The 17,748-nt window shown below is 71.4% G+C and carries 12 protein-coding genes; 2 read left to right on the top strand and 10 right to left on the bottom strand.

Annotation, left to right across the window (positions count from 1 at the left end):
- The first annotated feature begins 4 nt into the window (after window positions 1-4).
- Entirely contained in the window at window positions 5-1,642 is a 1,638-nt protein-coding gene (locus QSK18_RS10445; protein WP_285618224.1) for a (2,3-dihydroxybenzoyl)adenylate synthase, read from the top strand.
- Window positions 1,643-1,653: 11 nt separating this feature from the next.
- On the opposite strand, the gene QSK18_RS10440 is transcribed toward QSK18_RS10445, so the two are convergent.
- From QSK18_RS10440 to QSK18_RS10415, 6 genes are read right to left on the bottom strand one after another with little or no spacing between them, the layout of a single operon-like run.
- Complete coding sequence (locus QSK18_RS10440; protein ID WP_232812848.1) at window positions 1,654-3,408, bottom strand: ABC transporter ATP-binding protein; 1,755 nt, start codon at window positions 3,406-3,408, stop codon at window positions 1,654-1,656.
- Window positions 3,401-5,134, bottom strand: coding sequence for an ABC transporter transmembrane domain-containing protein (locus QSK18_RS10435; protein ID WP_285618220.1), 1,734 nt, complete (start codon window positions 5,132-5,134; stop codon window positions 3,401-3,403). Before QSK18_RS10435 ends, QSK18_RS10440 begins: the two co-directional genes overlap by 8 nt.
- Window positions 5,135-5,136: 2 nt before the next feature.
- On the bottom strand, window positions 5,137-6,015 hold the full coding sequence (locus QSK18_RS10430) for a siderophore-interacting protein (protein ID WP_232812846.1): 879 nt from the start codon (window positions 6,013-6,015) through the stop codon (window positions 5,137-5,139).
- Window positions 6,012-6,896, bottom strand: coding sequence for an ABC transporter ATP-binding protein (locus QSK18_RS10425; RefSeq protein ID WP_232812845.1), 885 nt, complete (start codon window positions 6,894-6,896; stop codon window positions 6,012-6,014). Before QSK18_RS10425 ends, QSK18_RS10430 begins: the two co-directional genes overlap by 4 nt.
- Entirely contained in the window at window positions 6,893-7,957 is a 1,065-nt protein-coding gene (locus QSK18_RS10420; RefSeq protein WP_232812844.1) for a FecCD family ABC transporter permease, read from the bottom strand. Before QSK18_RS10420 ends, QSK18_RS10425 begins: the two co-directional genes overlap by 4 nt.
- Window positions 7,954-9,024 carry a FecCD family ABC transporter permease gene (locus QSK18_RS10415; RefSeq protein WP_232812843.1) on the bottom strand — a complete coding sequence of 357 codons (1,071 nt, stop codon included), beginning with the start codon at window positions 9,022-9,024 and terminating at the stop codon, window positions 7,954-7,956. The genes QSK18_RS10420 and QSK18_RS10415 overlap by 4 nt, the downstream gene beginning before the upstream one ends.
- Before the next feature lie 241 nt (window positions 9,025-9,265).
- Here QSK18_RS10415 and QSK18_RS10410 point away from each other — a divergent pair, with 241 nt between their 5' ends.
- Window positions 9,266-10,972 (top strand): flavin-containing monooxygenase, encoded by a 1,707-nt coding sequence (locus QSK18_RS10410; protein WP_285618215.1) that lies wholly within the window; start codon window positions 9,266-9,268, stop codon window positions 10,970-10,972.
- On the opposite strand, the gene atzF is transcribed toward QSK18_RS10410, so the two are convergent.
- Genes atzF through QSK18_RS10390 form a run of 4 tightly spaced genes read right to left on the bottom strand, consistent with a single transcriptional unit; the run spans window position 10,938 to window position 17,653 of the window.
- Entirely contained in the window at window positions 10,938-12,641 is a 1,704-nt protein-coding gene (atzF, locus tag QSK18_RS10405; protein ID WP_285618213.1) for an allophanate hydrolase, read from the bottom strand. The two genes, QSK18_RS10410 and atzF, sit on opposite strands and share 35 nt — an antisense overlap.
- Entirely contained in the window at window positions 12,638-16,216 is a 3,579-nt protein-coding gene (gene uca, locus QSK18_RS10400) for an urea carboxylase (protein ID WP_285618212.1), read from the bottom strand. Before uca ends, atzF begins: the two co-directional genes overlap by 4 nt.
- A complete protein-coding gene (locus QSK18_RS10395) occupies window positions 16,209-16,826 on the bottom strand; it encodes an urea amidolyase associated protein UAAP2 (RefSeq protein ID WP_285618209.1) in 618 nt (205 codons plus the stop codon). Before QSK18_RS10395 ends, uca begins: the two co-directional genes overlap by 8 nt.
- Complete coding sequence (locus QSK18_RS10390) at window positions 16,823-17,653, bottom strand: urea amidolyase associated protein UAAP1 (protein WP_232812838.1); 831 nt, start codon at window positions 17,651-17,653, stop codon at window positions 16,823-16,825. Before QSK18_RS10390 ends, QSK18_RS10395 begins: the two co-directional genes overlap by 4 nt.
- Window positions 17,654-17,748 lie beyond the last annotated feature (95 nt).

The following is a 17,748-nucleotide window of genomic DNA, read 5'->3' as shown; positions in this document are numbered from 1 at the left end:
CGCGATGAGCCTGGCCCCGCTGGGCCCTCGGGACCCGCTGGTGCTCGAGGGTTTCGTGCCCTACCCGGAAGACCTGGCCGCGCACTACCGCAACGCCGGGTACTGGACCGACCAGACCATGGCCGAGCCGCTGTTCGAGTCGGCCGCCCGGCTGCCCGACAAGACCGCGATCGTGGCCGGGGAGACCCGGCGCACCTACGGTGAACTCACCGGGCGCATCCTGCGGATCGCGGCCGGGCTGAGCGACCTGGGCGTGCGCCGGGGCGACCGGGTGGTGGTGCACCTGCCGAACATCCCCGAGTTCGTCGAGTTCGTCTACGCATGCTGGGAGATCGGGGCGGTGCCGGTGTTCGCCCCGGCCGCCCACCGGCGCACCGAGATCGAGCACTTCGTCCGGGTGGCCGAGGCCAGTGCCTACGTCACGGTCTCCCGGCACGACGGCGCCGACCTGGCTGCCCTGGCCGCCGAGCTCAAGGAGGCCTGGCCGGTCCTGCGGCACACCATCGTGCTGGACCCCCAGGGTGGGGGAGAGGCGCTGGAGCGGCTGCTGGCCTCCGAGCCGCTGCCGCACGAACGCCGGGCGGTCGCCTCGGACGTCGCGCTGCTGCAGCTGTCCGGGGGCACCACCGGCCAGCCCAAGCTGATCCCGCACACGCACGAGACGTACCTGCACTCGGTGCGCCAGAGCATCCCGCTGTGCGGCATCAGCGAGAGCACGGTGCAGCTGATCGCGGTGCCGGTCTGCCACAGCATGTCGGCCCGCTCGCCCGGCTTCCTGGGCGTGCTGGCGGTCGGCGGCACCGTGGTCCTGGCCCCCAACGGCAGCCCGGACAGCGTGTTCCCGCTGATCGAGGAGCACCGGATCACCCAGTCCTCGGTGGTCCCGCCGATCGTGCTGGCCTGGCTGAACTCCTCGCTGAAGGAACGCTACGACCTCTCCAGCCTGGAGAGCCTGCACGTGGGCGGGGCCCGGCTGAGCGCCGAGGCGGCCCGCCGGGTGCGGCCCGAGCTGGACGTCGTGCTGCAGCAGGGCTTCGGGATGGCCGAGGGCCTGGTCAACTACAACCCGCTCGACGTCGACGAGGAGCGGAGCCTGACCTGTCAGGGCCGGCCGATCTCACCCGGCGACGAGCTGCTGGTGCTGGACGACGAGGGCAACGAGGTGCCCCGGGGAACGCCGGGCCACCTGCTGACCCGCGGCCCGACGACGATCCGGGGCTACTTCCGGGCGCCCGAGCAGAACGCCCGCAGCTTCACCGAGGACGGCTTCTACCGCACCGGTGACATCGTCCAGCAGGACGAGCTCGGCTACCTGAGCGTCGTCGGCCGCTCGAAGGACCAGATCAACCGGGGCGGTGAGAAGGTCGCCCCGGAAGAGGTGGAGAACTTCATCCTGGGCCACCCGGCCGTGTACGACGCCTCGGTGGTCGGGGTCGAGGACCGGTTGCTCGGCGAGCGGGTGAAGGCCTACGTGATCCTGCGTCAGGACGCCGGCAAGGTGAACCTGGGCGTGATCCGCGGCTACCTGCGCGAGCGCGGCCTGGCTGCCTACAAGCTGCCGGACGCGCTGGAGATCGTCACCGAGTTCCCGCAGACCGCGATCGGCAAGGTCAGTAAACGTCTGCAGCGCGCCCAGGCGTAACCGGGTGCGGGTCAGGGCGGCGGCGCCGAAGGTGCCGCCGCCCTTCCGTTTTCCCACGCGCTCCACAGCTTCGCGTAGCGGCCGCCGGCCGCCACCAGCTCGTCGTGCGCCCCGGACTCCACCAGCTGCCCGGCCTCGAGCACCAGGATCCGGTCGGCCTGGCGCGCCTGCGACAGCCGGTGGGCGATGACCAGCGCGGCCCGGCCCTCGACGACCGCGCTCGCGGCCCGGTCCAGCCGGTCGCCCTCGGCGCTGTCCGCCTCGGCGGTGGCCTCGTCCAGGATCACCAGGGCCGGATCGGCCAGGACGAGCCGGGCCAGGGCCAGGTGCTGGGCGTGCGCGGCGCTCAGGTCGTGCCCGCCGTCGCCCACCTCGGTGTCCAGCCCCTCCGGCAGCATGGCCAGGACGGGCCCGGCGCCGACCTTCTCGAGGGCGGCCAGGACCTGCTCGTCGTCGGCCCCGGGGACGGCCAGGGTGAGGTTGTCGCGCAGGGTGCCGGAGAAGACGTGGGTCTCCTGGGTGACGGTGACGACCTGCTCGTTCGGCAGCCGGTGGGTGATCGAGCCGGCGCCCGGCTGGTGCACCCCGGCGACCAGGGAGGCCAGGGTGGACTTGCCGGAACCGGTGGAACCGACCACGGCCAGCACTTTTCCGGCCTCGATGTCGGCCCGGACGCCCTCGAGCACCGGGCGCCCGGGCCGGTAGGCGAAGCTCACGTCCTGCAGGGCCACGACCGGGCCCGGACCGTCGGCGGTGTGGCGCTCCTCGGCGGCGGGGGTGTGGGTGCGGATCACGCCGATGATGCGGCCCAGGGCCGCGACGCCGGACTGGAGCTCGTCGATGACGAACAGCAGGCTCTCGATCGGGGCGGCGGCGCGCAGGAACAGCAGCGTGGCCGCGGTGACCTGACCGGTGGTGCTCTCGCCGCGGGCGGCCAGCCAGATGCCGATGCCCAGCACCGCCAGCAGGCCGATCGCCTCGGTCACGTTGAGCCGGCCGAACAGCCGGTTCTGCACGATCCGGGTGCGCATCGCCCAGCGCACCACCTGCCAGCTGCCGTTCTCGATCCGGGCCAGCTGCCGGCGCTGCAGCCGGTGCGCGGTGACGGTCGGAACCTGGGTGAGGGTGCCGAGGACCTCTTCCCCACGGTCCGACTGGGCGGTGCGCTCGGCCAGGTAGACGCCGGGGGCCAGGCGCAGGTACCAGCGCACCGCGACCACGTAGAACGGGATGGTCAGCACGAAACCGGCCAGGTACCAGGCGTTCAGCGCGGTGAGTCCGGCCCCGGCCAGGGCCAGGGTGAACACCGACAGGCACACCTGGGGCACGACGTCGGGCAGGGACTCGGAGACCTGGCCGACGTCGTCGGAGGCCCGGGTGACCACGTCGCCGACCCCGGCCTCCTCCACCGTTGCGCGGGGCAGAGCCAGGGCAGCGCTCACGTACTGCTCGCGCAGTTCGGCGATCACCGTCTCGGCGACCCGGGCCAGGGCCATCGCCGCCACCAGCGACAGGGCCGCGGTGGCGACGGCGGAGGCGGCCAGGAGCGAGACCTGCCACCAGAACGCCGCCGGGACGCCCCGGCCGGCCCAGTCGCCGACGGTGTCGACGAGTCGGCCCACCACCAGCGGGAACACCAGGCCGGTGGCCGCCTCGGCGACGATCAGCGCCAGGATGCCGGCCAGCCGCAGGCGCCGGCCGGCCAGCACGCCCCACAGATGCGCGGCGACGACCCGGCCGGGGGCGACCGGAAGTGGTTCAGGCATCGACGGTCTGCTCCTGCTCGAGGGTGATGACCCGGTCGGCCACCGTACGGAAGGCGGGTGCCGAGGTCAGCACGACGGTCGCCCGCCCGTCGCGGTGCGCGCGCAGGGCCGCGGCGACGGCCTGCTCGGTGACCGCGTCGACCGAGGACGTGGGATCGTCCAGAACCAGCAGTTCCGGTTCGGCGGCGACCGCGCGGGCCAGGGCGATGCGCTGGCGCTGGCCGCCGGACAACTGCCAGCCGCCGTAACCGGCTGCCGTGTGGTACCCCTCGGGAAGCTCCTCCTCCTTCAGCGCGGCCACGCCGAGGGCGGCCAGCGCCACGTCTTGCCCGACCGGGTCGTCGCCGGTGGCGCGCACGTTGTCCAGCACCGAACCAGGCAGAAGGGCCGGAGTGTGGGGGGCCACGAGCATCTCGGCGCGCACGGCGGGGTCGAGGTCGGCCAGGGGGGAGCCGGCGAAGGTGATGCTGCCGGAGCCGGGTGCCGATCGCAGGGCCAGGGCGTCGCTGAGCGCGGTGCGGGCCGAGGGAGGCAGGTCCAGGACCACGAACTCGCCCGGTTTGACGCACTCGGTCAGCTTCACGTTCTCGCCCAGCGGCACCTGGTCCACGACGAGAGCGCGCACTCCCGGCCCGGACTCGGCCTTCGCGGCCGGGCGGGCGGCGGGCGGCAGGGTGGTGGACAGCAGGTCCAGCAGTCGCTTGGCCGAGGCCTGGGACATGGCCAGAAGACTTCCCAGGGTGCCGATCAGCGAGTGCAGCGGATCGATCAGGGTGACGGCGACGGAGGAGACGCTGACGAACTGCCCGACCGTCAGCTGCCCGTCGAGAGCGAGCAGCCCGGCGGCGGTGGTCACCCCTGCGGCGAACAGGTACCCGACGATGACCGACGCACCGTGGAAACCGGCCTCCGCGTAGCGGGCGGCGATCGTGGCGCGCAGCGCCCCGCGGCTGACCTTGCGGTATCGCTGGGTGGCGGTGTCCTGGGCGTGCAGGCCCCGGATCACCCGGTAGCCGGCCACGAGATCGGCCGCGGCGGCGGCCGCGTCGGCGAGTTCGGCCTGTTCGGCCTCGCTGCGCCGCCGCAGCGGGGCGGCCACGAAGTGCATGGCGACCAGGGCCACGGGCATGGCGACGATCACGCCGAGGCCGAGCAGGGGGTGGATGGTGACCAGGACGGCGGCGGCCGTGACCAGCCCGACCACCTCGGCCGGGGGATAGACCGAGACGTAGACGGACTGACAGGCGCGCCGGGCGTCGGAGGTGGCCAGGGACAGCAGACGCCCGGGCGGCTGGGACGAGGCACCCAGGTCACGTTCGTCGAGCAGGCGGGACAGGGTCAGCTGGGAAAGTTCGAACTGGGCCCGCTGAACCCCGTACCACCCGGCCCGGCCGCCGAGCCGGTAACCCACGTTGATCAGGACGTACGTGCCCACGATGGCCGCGGCCCAGGTGGTCAGCGCACCGGAGACCTGATCGAAGCGGGCGCCCCCGGCCAGGGGGGCGACCACCGCGTCGATCAGCCGACCCACCGCGACCGGCAGCAGCACGTTGGCCACGTTGAACACGGTCAGCAGCCCGAAGCCGGTCAGTGCGTACTTCCACACCGACGCGATGATCGCGATCTGCAGCCGGGTCGGCGACCAGGTCGGATCGACCTGCAGACTCGGCTCGGCGTCGGGTCTCTCGGGGGCCTCGAAGAGTCCGAAGCGGGTTTCGGCCGGCACGCTCAGTCTTCGTCGAGTTCGTTGTCGTGGTGGTCGAAGTTGACCACGCCCTGCTTCCAGTACCCGTCGACGATCAGCTGCTCCTTGGGCAGGCCCAGGTCACGGCGCAGGTAGCGGCGGATCGGCTTGATCCGGTTGGTCTCCCCGGCCGCGAACACGAACACCGTGCTCCGGTCCTCGGGCAGGTCGAGCGCCCGCAGCGCGGTCTCGAGCGGGCTGAGGTCGCCCTCGCCCACCGGGGCGGTGCTGCGGTGGATCCAGCGCAGGTCGAGGTCGGCCTTCCCGGACAGCGGCTGCTCGTCGGAGGCGTCCTGCACCTCGATCAGGGCGGTGACCCGGGAGCCGGCCGGGGCCTCCTCGATGATCCGGGCGATCGCCGGCAGCGCGGGCTCGTCGCCCAGGGCCAGGAAGTGCGGGTAGTTCTCGGGCAGCAGCCAGTTGGCGCTCGGCCCGTTCAGCACCAGCGGGTCACCGACCTTGACGTCGGCCACCCAGCGCCCGGCGACCCCGTGGTCGTGCACGACGAAGTCGAGCGTCAGCTCCTGCTTCTCGGCGTCGAAGGCGCGCACGGTGTAGTCGCGGTGGATCGGGTCGGTGCTGCCGCCGGTGACGTACCACTCGTCCTCGCCCTGCCGGGACGAGACCAGCTCGCCCGATTCCGGGTGGGGGAAGAAGACCTTGACGTGATCGGGCGCGGAGAAGTGGGCCCAGGGGAAGTCGGCCAGGGACTCGCCGCCCACCACCACGCGGCGGTAGCGGGGGGTGACGTCCTCGAACCGGACCACCTGCACGTCGCGGCTGTCGATCCTCTCCATCCAGCTGAACTGCAGCTTGCCGGTCAGGTTCTGTCCGGTGAAGGCTCCGAACTCACGGGCGGTCATCGCACGTCCTTCGTCTCTGGGGTGGGATTTTCGGGCTGGTCGGGCTCGACCGGCCGGACCGCGGCGCGGCGCGGGTCCAGCGGGACGACCGAGGGGGTGCCGGTGACCGGGTCGGGGACGACCAGGGCACGCAGGCCGAAGACCTCCTCGACCAGGTCGGGGGTGATCACGTCGGCCGGCACCCCGGTGGTGACCACCCGCCCGTCGCGCATCACGATCAGGTGGTCGGCGTAGCGGGCGGCCTGGTTCAGGTCGTGCAGCACGGTGACGATCGTCTTGCCCTCGTCGTGCAGGGTCCGGAACAGCTCCATCAGCTCGTACTGGTGGGCGATGTCGAGGAAGGTGGTCGGCTCGTCGAGCAGCAGGATCGGGGTGTCCTGAGCCAGCAGCATGGCCACCCAGACCCGCTGACGCTGGCCGCCGGACAGCTCGTCGACCAGCCGGCCGGACAGGTCGCTGAGGTGCGTGGCGGCCAGGGCCCCGGCGACCGCCTCCTCGTCGCTGGCCCGCCACTGCTGGATCAGGCTCTGGTAGGGGGCCCGGCCGCGGGCGACCAGGTCGGCCACCCGGATGCCCTCCGGGGCCAGGGAGGTCTGCGGCAGCAGCCCCAGCCGGCGCGCCACCTCCTTGGACTTGTACGCACTGATCGTGCGCCCGTCGAGCAGCACCTGCCCCTGGCTGGGTGTGAGAACCCGGGCCAGAGTGCGCAGCAGGGTGGACTTTCCGCAGCCGTTGGGCCCGATGATGGCGGTGAACGACTGGTCGGGGACCACGACCGAGAGCTGCTGGGAGATGACCCGCCGGTCGTAGCCGATGGTTGCCTGGTCTACCTGCAGACGAGTGCGGGCGGTGGCCTGGGTGGGTGAGTCGGTGGTGGTCATCGCACGGTTCCGTACTGTCGGCGGGTCTCTCGGATCAGCAGCCAGATCAGGTACAGCCCGCCCAGGCAGACGGTGAGCAACCCGACCGGGATCGGCCGGTACACCTGGGCGATCAGCAGGGAGGCCAGGTGCGCGCAGGCCAGCAGGGCGGCCCCCATGCCGGAGGCGGCCAGCAGGCTCACCCCGGCCGAGCGGGTCAGCCGCCGGGCCAGCTGCGGCGCGGTGAGGGCGATGAAGCCGATCGGCCCGGCCGCGGCGGTCACCGCGGCCACGGCGGCGACCGCGGTGATCATCAGGCCGAGCCGGGCCGGGGTGGGCCGGGTGCCGAGCGTGACCGCGGCGTCGTCGCCCAGTTCCAGGCGCTGCAGCGCCGGGGCCAGAACCAGTGCCGCACCGACGATCGGCACGGTCAGGACCAGCGAGGGCAGCAGGCTGTCCCAGGTGACCCGGGCGATCGAGCCGGCGCTCCAGAACCCGACCGCCATCGCGTCGTCGATGCTGGCCCGTGAGATCAGGTAGGCGTTGACCGAGCCCAGCATGGCCGAGACGCCGATGCCGACGATGATCAGCCGGAAGCCCTGGATGCCGCGCCGGTAGGCCAGGAAGTAGACCACCGCCGCGGTGACCAGCCCGCCCACGGTGGAGGCGGCGGCCATCGACCAGTAGCTGCGCGAGCCGAGCACCAGCATGGTGATCACGACCGCGGTGTAGGCGCCGGCGTCGAACCCGATCACGTCGGGCGAGCCGAGCGGATTGCGGGTCAGGGACTGGAAGACCGCCCCGCTGAAACCGAGCAGCGCACCGAACAGCACGGCCGAGATCGCGATGGGCAGGCGCCACTCCAGCACCACGGTGCGCGGGAACGACTCGCCGCCGCCGGTCAGGGCGGTGAGCACCTGTTCGACGGTGAGGGGGAAGTCGCCGATGGTGATGGCCAGCACCGAGATCAGGACGGCGGCCGTGAACAGCACCAGCGAGACGGTGATCAGGCGCAGCCCGAAGCGCACCGAGAACCACCGGCCGCGCAGAGTTGTTCCGGCGTAGCCGAAGTCGACGCTCACAGCCCACTCGCATTCCGCCGGCGCACCAGGGCGATCAGCACCGGCGCGCCGATCACTGCGGTGACGATCCCGACCTGCACCTCACCGGGACGGTCGAGCACCCGCCCGAGCACGTCGGCCGCCAGCACCAGGACCGGTGCGGCCAGTGCGGAGTACAGGATGATCCAGCGCTGGTCGGGCCCGGTGAACCAGCGCACCACGTGCGGCACCATCAGCCCGACGAAGGCGATGCCGCCGGTCAGGGCGGTGGCCCCGCCGGCCAGCAGGGTGACCGCGACGACCCCGAGCACGCGGGTGCGCTGGACCCGGGTGCCGAGGGAGGCGGCCAGGTCGTCGCCCAGGGCGATGGAGTTCAGCGAACCGGACAGGGCGATCGCGATCAGCAGGCCGGCCCCGATGAACGGCGCCACCTGCACGGCGTCTTCGCTGTTGGTGGCCGCGATCGAGCCGAGCCCCCAGTTGCGCAGCGCTTCGAAGGTCTGTTCGTCGATCAGGGTGAGGAAGTTGGTCACGCCGCCCAGCACTGCGTTCAGGGCCACCCCGGCCAGCACCAGGGTCTCGGGCGCCACCGAACCGCGCCCGGCCGAGCCGATCAGGTAGACCAGCACGGTGGCCGCGGCCGCGCCGGCGAAGGCGAACCAGACGTAGCCGGAGATGTCGTTGAGCCCCAACAGGCCTACGCCCAGGGTGACCGCGAACCCCGCGCCGGCGTTGACGCCGAGGATGCCGGGATCGGCCAGCGGGTTGCGGGTGAGGGCCTGGATCAGGGCTCCGGCCACGCCGAAGGCGGCGCCGGTCAGGATGCCCAGCAGGGTGCGCGGCATCCGCAGCGTCCAGACGATCAGCGCCGGCTCGGAGTTGTCGTGCGCCCGTAGCCCGGCCCAGACCTGCGGGAACGAGAGGGGATTGGAGCCGACGGCCAGGCTCAGCAGGCAGACCAGCACCAGGGCGGCGAGCAGAACCACGAACCCGGCCGCGCGCCGGCGCTGCAGGGCTGCCCGAGAGACCGTCTGGTCGGGGAGTGCGGCGACTGGGCGCGACGCAGCGCGCGTCACGGCGTCAGACATGGCTCTCCCCAGACATTGACAGGACATTCACAAGGACATTCGGCAGGTTAGGACAGGCTCAGCTTACCCAAGAGCGGATCATTGACCAGGAGCCCGCAGGTGAGGTTAGGCTCACCTATCTTTGCGGATGGCACAAGCTGCCAGCAAGCCCGAAAGTTGCCCGTTCGAACCTCTTGTGTGGATTCGTCCAAGTAAGGTAAGCCTTACCTCCCTTACCGGTGAACGACGAGAGGGACGGTCAATGAGGGTGTGCGTCGTAGGGGCGGGCCCGTGCGGTCTGACCACGGTCAAGCAACTGCGCGACGAGGGGCACGAGGTGGTCTGTTTCGACCAGAACGCCGACCTGGGCGGGATCTGGCTGCGGGAGGGCGACGACGGCACGAAGACCAAGGCCTTCGACCATCTGCGGCTGACCATCTCCATGCGGCTGATGGCCTATTCGGACCTCCCGTTCAAGGGTGGCCGCAAGTTCTTCACGCGCCAGCAGTACCTCGACTACCTGGTCGACTACGCCCAGTACTTCGGCCTGCACGAACTGATCCGGTTCGGGTCCGAGGTCCGCGACATCCGGCGCGAGGCAGGCGGTTACCTGGTCACCACCCGCCGGGAGGGGGTCGAGAGCACCGAGAGGTTCGACGCCGTCGCGATCTGCTCGGGCCCGTTCAAGACCCCCAACCGCGACATCCCCGAGCTGGCCGGTTTCACCGGCGAGATCGTGCACTCCGCGGAATACCGCAACGCGGAACGATTCCGGGGCAAGCGGGTGCTGGTGGTCGGCCTGGCCGAGTCCGGCGCCGACATCGTGCGTGAGGTGGGTGACAGCGCCGCGGCGACCACGCTGGCGATCCGCTCGTACAGCTACCTGCTGCCCCGCATCGTGGACGACCACCGCACCACCGACAACCTGACCACCCGCTCACACCACTACGAGATGTACGACCGGGCCACCCGGCGTCCTCTGGTCTACCAGACCTTCTGGGGCCGTAACCGCTTCGCCAAAGCCTTCTTCGGGCTGGTCTCGGTCGTCCTGGGCCTGGTCTCGGCGCTCGGCGAGGACGTTGACAACGTGCGCAACCGCTTCCGGCCGGGGCGGCGCAAGCTGCAGCCGCTGAACCCGATGGGCGAGTCGATCGAGCCGGAGAAGATGGACCTGGGCACGGTCGAGGACGACACCAACTGGATCCTGATGACCGAGTGGAACGAGAAGTCCCACCCCGACGGCAGCTGGAGCCCGCGCCGGATCTTCTGCAAGAACGTCAGCTTCCTGCCCAGCATCGCCAGCGGCAAGGTGGTGGTGAACGACGCCGGCCTGGCCCGGTCCGAAGGCTCCACCGTGCACTTCCGCGACGGCGCCTCGGCCGAGTACGACGCGGTCGTGCTGTGCACCGGCTACCACCGCGACCTGCGGGTCGGCGACCTCGACGTCGAGGACGGCAACGTCCGCAACCTGTACAAGCACTTCCTGCACCCCGACCACGACGGCAAGGTCGCCTTCATCGGCTTCGTGCGCCCGTTCTCGGGCGGCATCCCGATCTGCGCCGAGATGCAGGCCCGCTACTTCGCCCGGGTGCTCAGCGGCAACCTGCAGCCGCCGAAGGATCTGGCCAAGGTGATCGCCGAGGAGAAGGACTGGGAGGAGTACTGGACCGCGCTCAGCCCGCGGCACACCGAGTCCCACCCCTCCCAGGTCCTCTACCTCGACGCCCTGGCCCGCGAGCTCGGCTGCCTGCTGCCGATGCGCTCGCTGATCACCAACCCCAAACTGTTCGTCCAGGTCTGGTTCGGCAGCTTCAACCCCTCGGCCTACCGCATCGTCGGACCGCACAGCCTGGGCGACGCGGCCCTGGCCGACCTGTACTCCGAGCCGGTGGAACACCGCTGGTTCATGGCCCGCAAGATGTCGCTGCTGCGGTTCATGCCCTCGTCGGTGCACCCGAAGAACGAGTGAACCCCAGGTAGGCCAGCCACCCGCCGTGCTCGGTGATGTCCTTGCCGGCCCGCGCCGCCTCCACCGTGCAGCCGAACCCGGCCACCCACGACCCGTTGTCCAGCTCCACCCGGCCCAGGTTCATCGGTGCCGGGAGCCCGGCCAGGAACGCGCCGAGGGCACCGGTGGAGAGCTCCCACAGTTCGCCCACGATCGAGGAGCCACCCGGGCCCACCCGCTCCAGACCGGGCTTGGGTGGCACGGTGTCGAGCGCGCTGAGCGTGTAGGCCGGGGCGGTGCGGGCCGGGCCGGCCCAGCGGGCGCCCAGAGCCTCCAGTTCGCGGGCCAGCGGCTGGCCCTTGAGGTGGGCACCGACCACCAGGAGCTGCTCGGTGTTCACCGGCGGCCAGGGAACGACTGTTTCCCGGGCGGGTGCGGCGCCCGCCGCGGCTACGGAGTCGGTGAGCAGCTGCACCCGTTCGGCCAGGTCGAGGGCGACCGCGTCGTGGAAGGGGCGGGCCAGGACGGTCACCCCGAACTGGTCCTCGCCCGCCGTGCCCGAGGGTACGGCCACGGCGCACAGGTCGAACAGGTTGCAGAAGTTCGTATAGGTGCCCATCCACGAGTTCACGCCGACCGGGTCGGCGGCGACTTCGGCAATGGACGGGTGTCCGGGCGCCGTGGGTACGAGCAGTGCGTGGAACCCGGCCAGGGTGCTCATCGAGGTCTGACGTAGTTCCTCCAGCCGAGCCAGGTCGCGGACCATCGCACTCGCGGTGTGCCGCCCTGCCTTGCTGATGATGGCCGCGACGGTGGGGTCCAGGTCGGGAGCCCCGGACTCGACGAATTCGCCGACTGCAGCGTGACGTTCGGCAACCAGTGCGCCGTCGTAGAGCAGGGTGGCGGCGGTGAGGAAGGTCTCGAAGGGGATCGTTTCGACGGTGCACCCGCCGGCCCGCAGGCGCTCGACGGCCGCCTCGAACGCCTCCGCGTAGCCGGGGGCCAGGCCGGGAAGCTGATCCGGGACGGCCACTCTGGCGTTCGGCGGGGCGGCGAGGGGGATGTCGGCGGGCCAGGTGCGGGTGTTCGGGCCGCCGGCCATGGAGGCCATGGCCAGGGAGGCGGTGCCGAGGTCGCGGGCGAAGATGGTCACGGCGTCCCAGGAACGGCAGGCCGGCACCACGCCGTCGGTCGAGACCACACCGAGGGTGGGCTTGATTCCGACGATGCCCTGGAGGGCGGCCGGGATCCGGCCGGAACCGGCGGTGTCGGTGCCGATGGCCAGGTCGGCCAGGCCGAGGGCGACCGCGACGGCGGAGCCGGAGCTGGAGCCGCCGGAGATGTGACTGGGCCGGCGGGCGTCGCGCACCCCGCCGTGCGGGCTGCGCTGCCCGACCAGTCCGGTGGCGAACTGGTCGAGGTTGGTCACCCCGATCACCGCCGCCCCGTCGGCCCGCAGCCGGCCGACCGCCTGAGAGTCTTGCGCGGCCGGGGTTTCCGAGTACGACGGGCAGCCGGCCGTGGTGGCGAACCCGGCCACCCCGACATTGTTCTTGACTGCGAGCACCAGCCCACTGAGCGGACCCGGATCGCCGCCACCGACGTCTTCAGGTTCGTGCAACCCGATCCAGACCTCGGGCCGCCCGACTTCGGCGATGGCCCGGAAGGCCGCGCTGATCCGCTCGTTCACGCCGTTTCTCCCGCCGGTTCCAGAACTACCAGGGCGTCCCCGGGGGCGACCTGGGCGCCCGGGCTCGCCGTGACCAGGGATACCCGGCCCGCGCAGGGGGCGAGCACCGACGTCTCCATCTTCATCGCCTCCAGGGCCATCAGGGTCTGGCCCTTCTCGACCAGATCGCCCACCTCGACCTCGACCTTCCAGACGTTGGCCACGAACGGCGCGTCGACCCGGGTACCGCCTTCGGGCACCACCACGTCGAGGAGTTCGGGCACGACCGACGCGGCCGCCTGCTCGGCCCGGTCGAACTCGCCTGCGGCCTCCCAGTCGGCCCGCTCCTGGGCGAAGGCGGCCTGCTGCCGGGTGCGGAAAGCCTCGATCTCGACGGCGTTCTCGTCGAGGAAGCGCTGGTGCTCGGCCAGCGAGAAGGTGTCCTCGGTGATGTCCAGGCCGCCCCGGCCCGCGGCCAGGTCGGCGCGCAGGTCGAGAAGCTCCTCCGGGGAGACCGGGTACCAGCTGATCCGGTCGAAGAAGTCCAGCATCCAGGGGTTCTCGCCGGACTTCGGGTGGGTGCGCCAGACCTGGGTGGTGCGGCCGACGAACTGGTAGCCGCCCGGGCCCTCCATGCCGTAGATGCACAGGTAGGCGCCGCCGATGCCGACCGAGTTCTCGGCCGTCCAGGTGCGGGCCGGGTTGTACTTGGTGGTGACCAGGCGGTGACGCGGGTCGAGCGGGGTGGCCACCGGGGCGCCCAGGTACACGTCACCCAGCCCGAGCACCAGGTAGTCGGCGTCGAAGACGGTGCGGTACACGTCGTCGGTGGTGTCGAGACCGTTGATCCGGCGGATGAACTCGATGTTCCAGGGGCACCAGGGGGCGTCGTCGCGCACGCCGGCCATGTACCGCTCGATCGCCAGCCGGGTGGCCGGGTCGTCCCAGCTGAGCGGCAGGCGCACGCGGCGGCTGGGCACCACCAGATCGGTGGCCGCGGGCAGGGTTTCCTCGAGTTCGGCCAGCAGGGCCAGCAGTTTCGGAATGCTCAGGACGTCGGGGTCGACGTGGATCTGCAGCGAACGGATGCCCGGGGTGAGGTCGATGACGCCCGGGTTGGCGAGCTCGGCCAGGGCGGTGTGCAGGGCGTGGACCCGGGCGCGCAGGTTCAGATCCAGTACCAGGTCGCCGTATTCGACCAGCACGTTGTCGTCGCCGGAACGCCGGTAGGTGACGTGCGGGTCGCCGTCGCGGCGGGCCAGGACGCCGTCGTCGCCGTCACCAGAGGCGACCGGCCGGGTCAGATTCATCGAGCGGGTGGTCGCCTCGGCCCGGACCGGGACGAACGAGACCGTGTCGCCCGGGCGCAGTTGGCCGAGCTTCCAGCGATCGGAGCTGACAACGGTGACCGGGCAGACGAACCCGCCCAGGCTGGGTCCGTCCGGCCCGAGCAGGATAGGGGTGTCGCCGGTGAAGTCGAGAGAGCCCACCGAATAGGCGTTGTCGTGGATGTTGGAGGGGTGCAGCCCGGCCTCGCCGCCGTCCTGGCGGGCCCAGGCCGGCTTGGGCCCGACCAGACGCACGCCGGTACGGGCCGAGTTGAAGTGCACGCCGTACCGGGTGGCGTAGAGGGTGTCGATGTCTTCGCGGGTGAAGAACTCCGGGGCGCCGTGCGGTCCCTCGGTCACCGCCATTTCCCAGTGGTTTTCGAACTGAGGACGCTGGTGGGCCTCGACCGGTCCGGTCGGGTCGGTCTGTGGCGGGCTTGTGCGCAGGACGTCGCCCAGACGCAACGCGCGCCCACCATGCCCGCCGAACTTGCCCAGGGTGAAGGTGGAGGCGCTGCCAAGATAGCCCGGAACATCGAGACCACCGGCGAAGGCGACATACGTACGCAGGCCGGCCACCGCGTCCCCAATTTCGAGGACTGCCCCGGCAGGCACCGTAACCGGCTCCCACATCGGAACTTCGGCGCCGTCGACGGTCAGGACCGTCGGCGCACCGCTGACGCAGATCAGCGTCTCGTGGCTGAACTTCAGCGCCGGACCGGTGGCCGTGCACTCCAGCCCGGCCGTGTTCGCCTCGTTGCCCAGAGCAAGGTTGGCCAGCCGCAGCGACCGGTCGTCCATCGCGCCGCTCGGCGGGACACCCACCTGCCAGTGCCCCAGACGTCCGTCGGCATCCTGCACCGTGGTCATCAGCCCGGCCCGCTCGACGGTGATCCGGGGCTCCGGATCGCCCACCCGATCGAGCGTTCGGGTGGTGTGGCTGACCTCGCGCACCTCGGCCAGGGCGGGCACGGCCCGCAGCAGGCCCAGGTTGACCTCGATGCCGTCGATCCGGGTGGACCTCAGCGCAGTGGCCAGCCGGTCGAGGGCACCGTCACGGTCGTCGGCGGTGACGATCACCTTGGCCAGCAGCGGGTCGTAGGCCGGGGTGATCTCGGTGCCGGTGCTCACCCAGCCGTCCACCCGCACGTCGGTGGGCAGCTGCACGCCGGTCAGCGGACCCGCGCTAGGGCGGAAGTCGTTGGCCGGGTCCTCGGCGTAGATCCGGGCCTCCACCGCGTGCCCGTGCGTGGGCACGGCACCCAGGCCGGTCTCCGTGTCGACCAGATCGTCGAGGAGTTCCTTCTCGCCCCCGGCCAGCCGCAGCATCCAGGCCACCAGGTCCACACCGGTGATCTGCTCGGTGACCGGGTGCTCGACCTGCAGGCGGGCGTTGACCTCGAGGAACGAGGCCTCCTGGCGCTCGGCGTCGTAGACGAACTCGACCGTGCCCGCGGAGCGGTAGTCGAGCGAGGCGGCGAGCCGGCGGGCGGCCTCGTGCAGCTGCTCACGCACCTGGTCGGGCAGGGCCGGGGCGGGGGCCTCCTCGAGCACCTTCTGGTTGCGGCGCTGCAGGGTGCAGTCGCGGTCGCCGAGCGAGACCACCGAGCCGGCGCCGTTGCCGAAGACCTGGACCTCGACGTGCCGGGCCCGCTCGACGTAGCGCTCGGCGAACACTCCGGCCGAGCCGAAGTTCTGCGTGGCCATCCGGGTGACCCGCTCGAAGCCGGCCCGCAGTTCGTCGGCATCGCGGCAGACGACCATGCCGATACCGCCGCCTCCGCCGGTGGCCTTGAGCATCACCGGGTAGCCGATCGGCTCGACGGCCAGCACCGCCGCGTCGGCGTCGGCCAGCAGACCGGTGCCGGGGAAGATCGGGACACCGGCGGCCTGGGCGGCTGCGCGGGCGGTGTGCTTGGCGCCGAACACCCGCAGCTGTTCCGGAGTGGGGCCGACGAACACCAGCCCGGCGGCCTCGGCGCGCTCGGCGAAGGTGGCGTCCTCGGAGAGGAACCCGTAGCCGGGGTGGATCGCGTCGGCGCCGGTGGTCCGGGCGGCCCGGAGGATGGCCTCGACGTTCAGGTAGCTCTCGGCCGGGGGAGTGGGGCCGAGCAGCACGGCCTCGTCGGCCAGGTGCACGTGGGCGGCGCCGCGGTCGGCCTCGGAGAACACCGCGACCGTGCGCAGGCCGAGTTCCTTGGCGCTGCGGATGATCCGGCAGGCGATCTCACCGCGGTTGGCGACCAGGAGCTTGGAGATCTCAGACACCGGCGTGCACCACCATCTCGGCCCGGCTCGGGTCGAAGCCGTTGCAGGGGTTGTTGATCTGCGGGCAGTTGGACACCAGCACCAGCGTGTCCTTCTCGGCCAGCAGGGTGAGCGAGAGGCCCGGCGCCGAGATGCCGTCGACGATGCCCAGGGCACCGTCCGGGTCGACCGGGACGTTCATGAACCAGTTCACGTTGGGCACGTGGTCACGCTTGCCCAGGCCGTAGCGGGACAGTTCACGCAGGAAGTTCTCCGCGCAGGCGTGCTGGTTCCAGGTGTGGTGGCCGTAGCGCAGGGTGTTCGACTCCTTGGAGCAGGCCCCGCCGAGCGTGTCGTGCCGGCCGACGTCGTCGCTCAGCACGGTCAGCAGCGGGTCGGACTCGTTGTCGCGCAGCACACTTCCGGTGGTCAGGAAGATGCTCCCCTGTTCCTGAAGGGTGGCCTGGGCGCTGTAGGCCCGGCTGGTCTCGTGCGCGTCGTAGGCCAGGAAGTCGACCGCCTGGTTGCCGTCCAGGTCCACGATGGTCAGGGTCTGACCGGCCTCGAGGACCCGGGACCACGGAGCGCGGGGCGGGACGGTCTCCCGGTGGATCTCGGTGCTGCTGCTCATGCCTGGCCCCGGCCCTTCAGGTAGTCGTGGGTGTTCTCGAAGGCGCGCCGGCCTTCCGGGGTCGCCGACCACAGCTCGTCGGACTTTTCGGTCGCGCTGTCCCGCCAGGCCGTGATTTCCAACGGAGTGCAGGTGTATTCGGGCCTTGGGTCGAGCGGGTGCGGCGCGTTGGCGACAAGCATGATCACGGGCATCTCGGTGCGGATGGTCAGCGACCGGCCGGGTCCGGCCGAACCCTCGAACACCGGGGCTCCGGCGTCGTCGATGCGTACGCCCTGGAAGAACGAGACCGAGGGCGGGATGTCGCGCCGGCCCAGACCGTGCTTGGTGGCGCCGAGCACGAACAACTCCCGGCCGGCGGGCGACGGGCCCTCGGGAGCGCCGTCGCCGTAGCGCCTTTCGTTACGGTCCTGGGTGGAGGTGCCGTAGATCGTGTCGTGACGGCCGGAGGTGTCCTGCGTCACCGAGGCCAGCACCCGCCCCTGGTCGGACAGCAGCAGCTGCCCGGCCGAGGTGTAGACCTGCCACTGCACCTTCACCGTGTCCGCCACGTTGAGGCGCTCGGCCGTGAGGTCGGCGTTGAACAGCAGCACGTGGGCGCAGGCGTCGCCCTCGAGGTCGGTCAGCCGCACGCTGGTGCCGCGGGCCAGGCTGCGATGGGCGTAGCCACCGCCGGAAACCCGCTCGGCCCAGACCATTGCGTCGCTCGGCACGCCCTCGGGGGGCGTCGGGACGGTGTGGACCGCCATGCCTTCCTGAGCCCGGGCGTGGGCGCGGGCTCCCGCGGTGGTCGCGGTGCCCGCTGCTTCGGGTGTCTGCTGTGTCATCGGCCCGTCCTGACTTTCTGTCGCTTGATCGAAAGTCAACGGGGGACGCGTGTCACGGGCGTCTCCGGTGTGTTAACTCCCGATGAAACACGGCT

Origin of the sequence: Kineosporia sp. NBRC 101677, assembly GCF_030269265.1 — a bacterium.
Classification (GTDB): domain Bacteria; phylum Actinomycetota; class Actinomycetes; order Actinomycetales; family Kineosporiaceae; genus Kineosporia; species Kineosporia rhizophila.
This window is presented reverse-complemented; position numbering and strand designations above follow the sequence as displayed.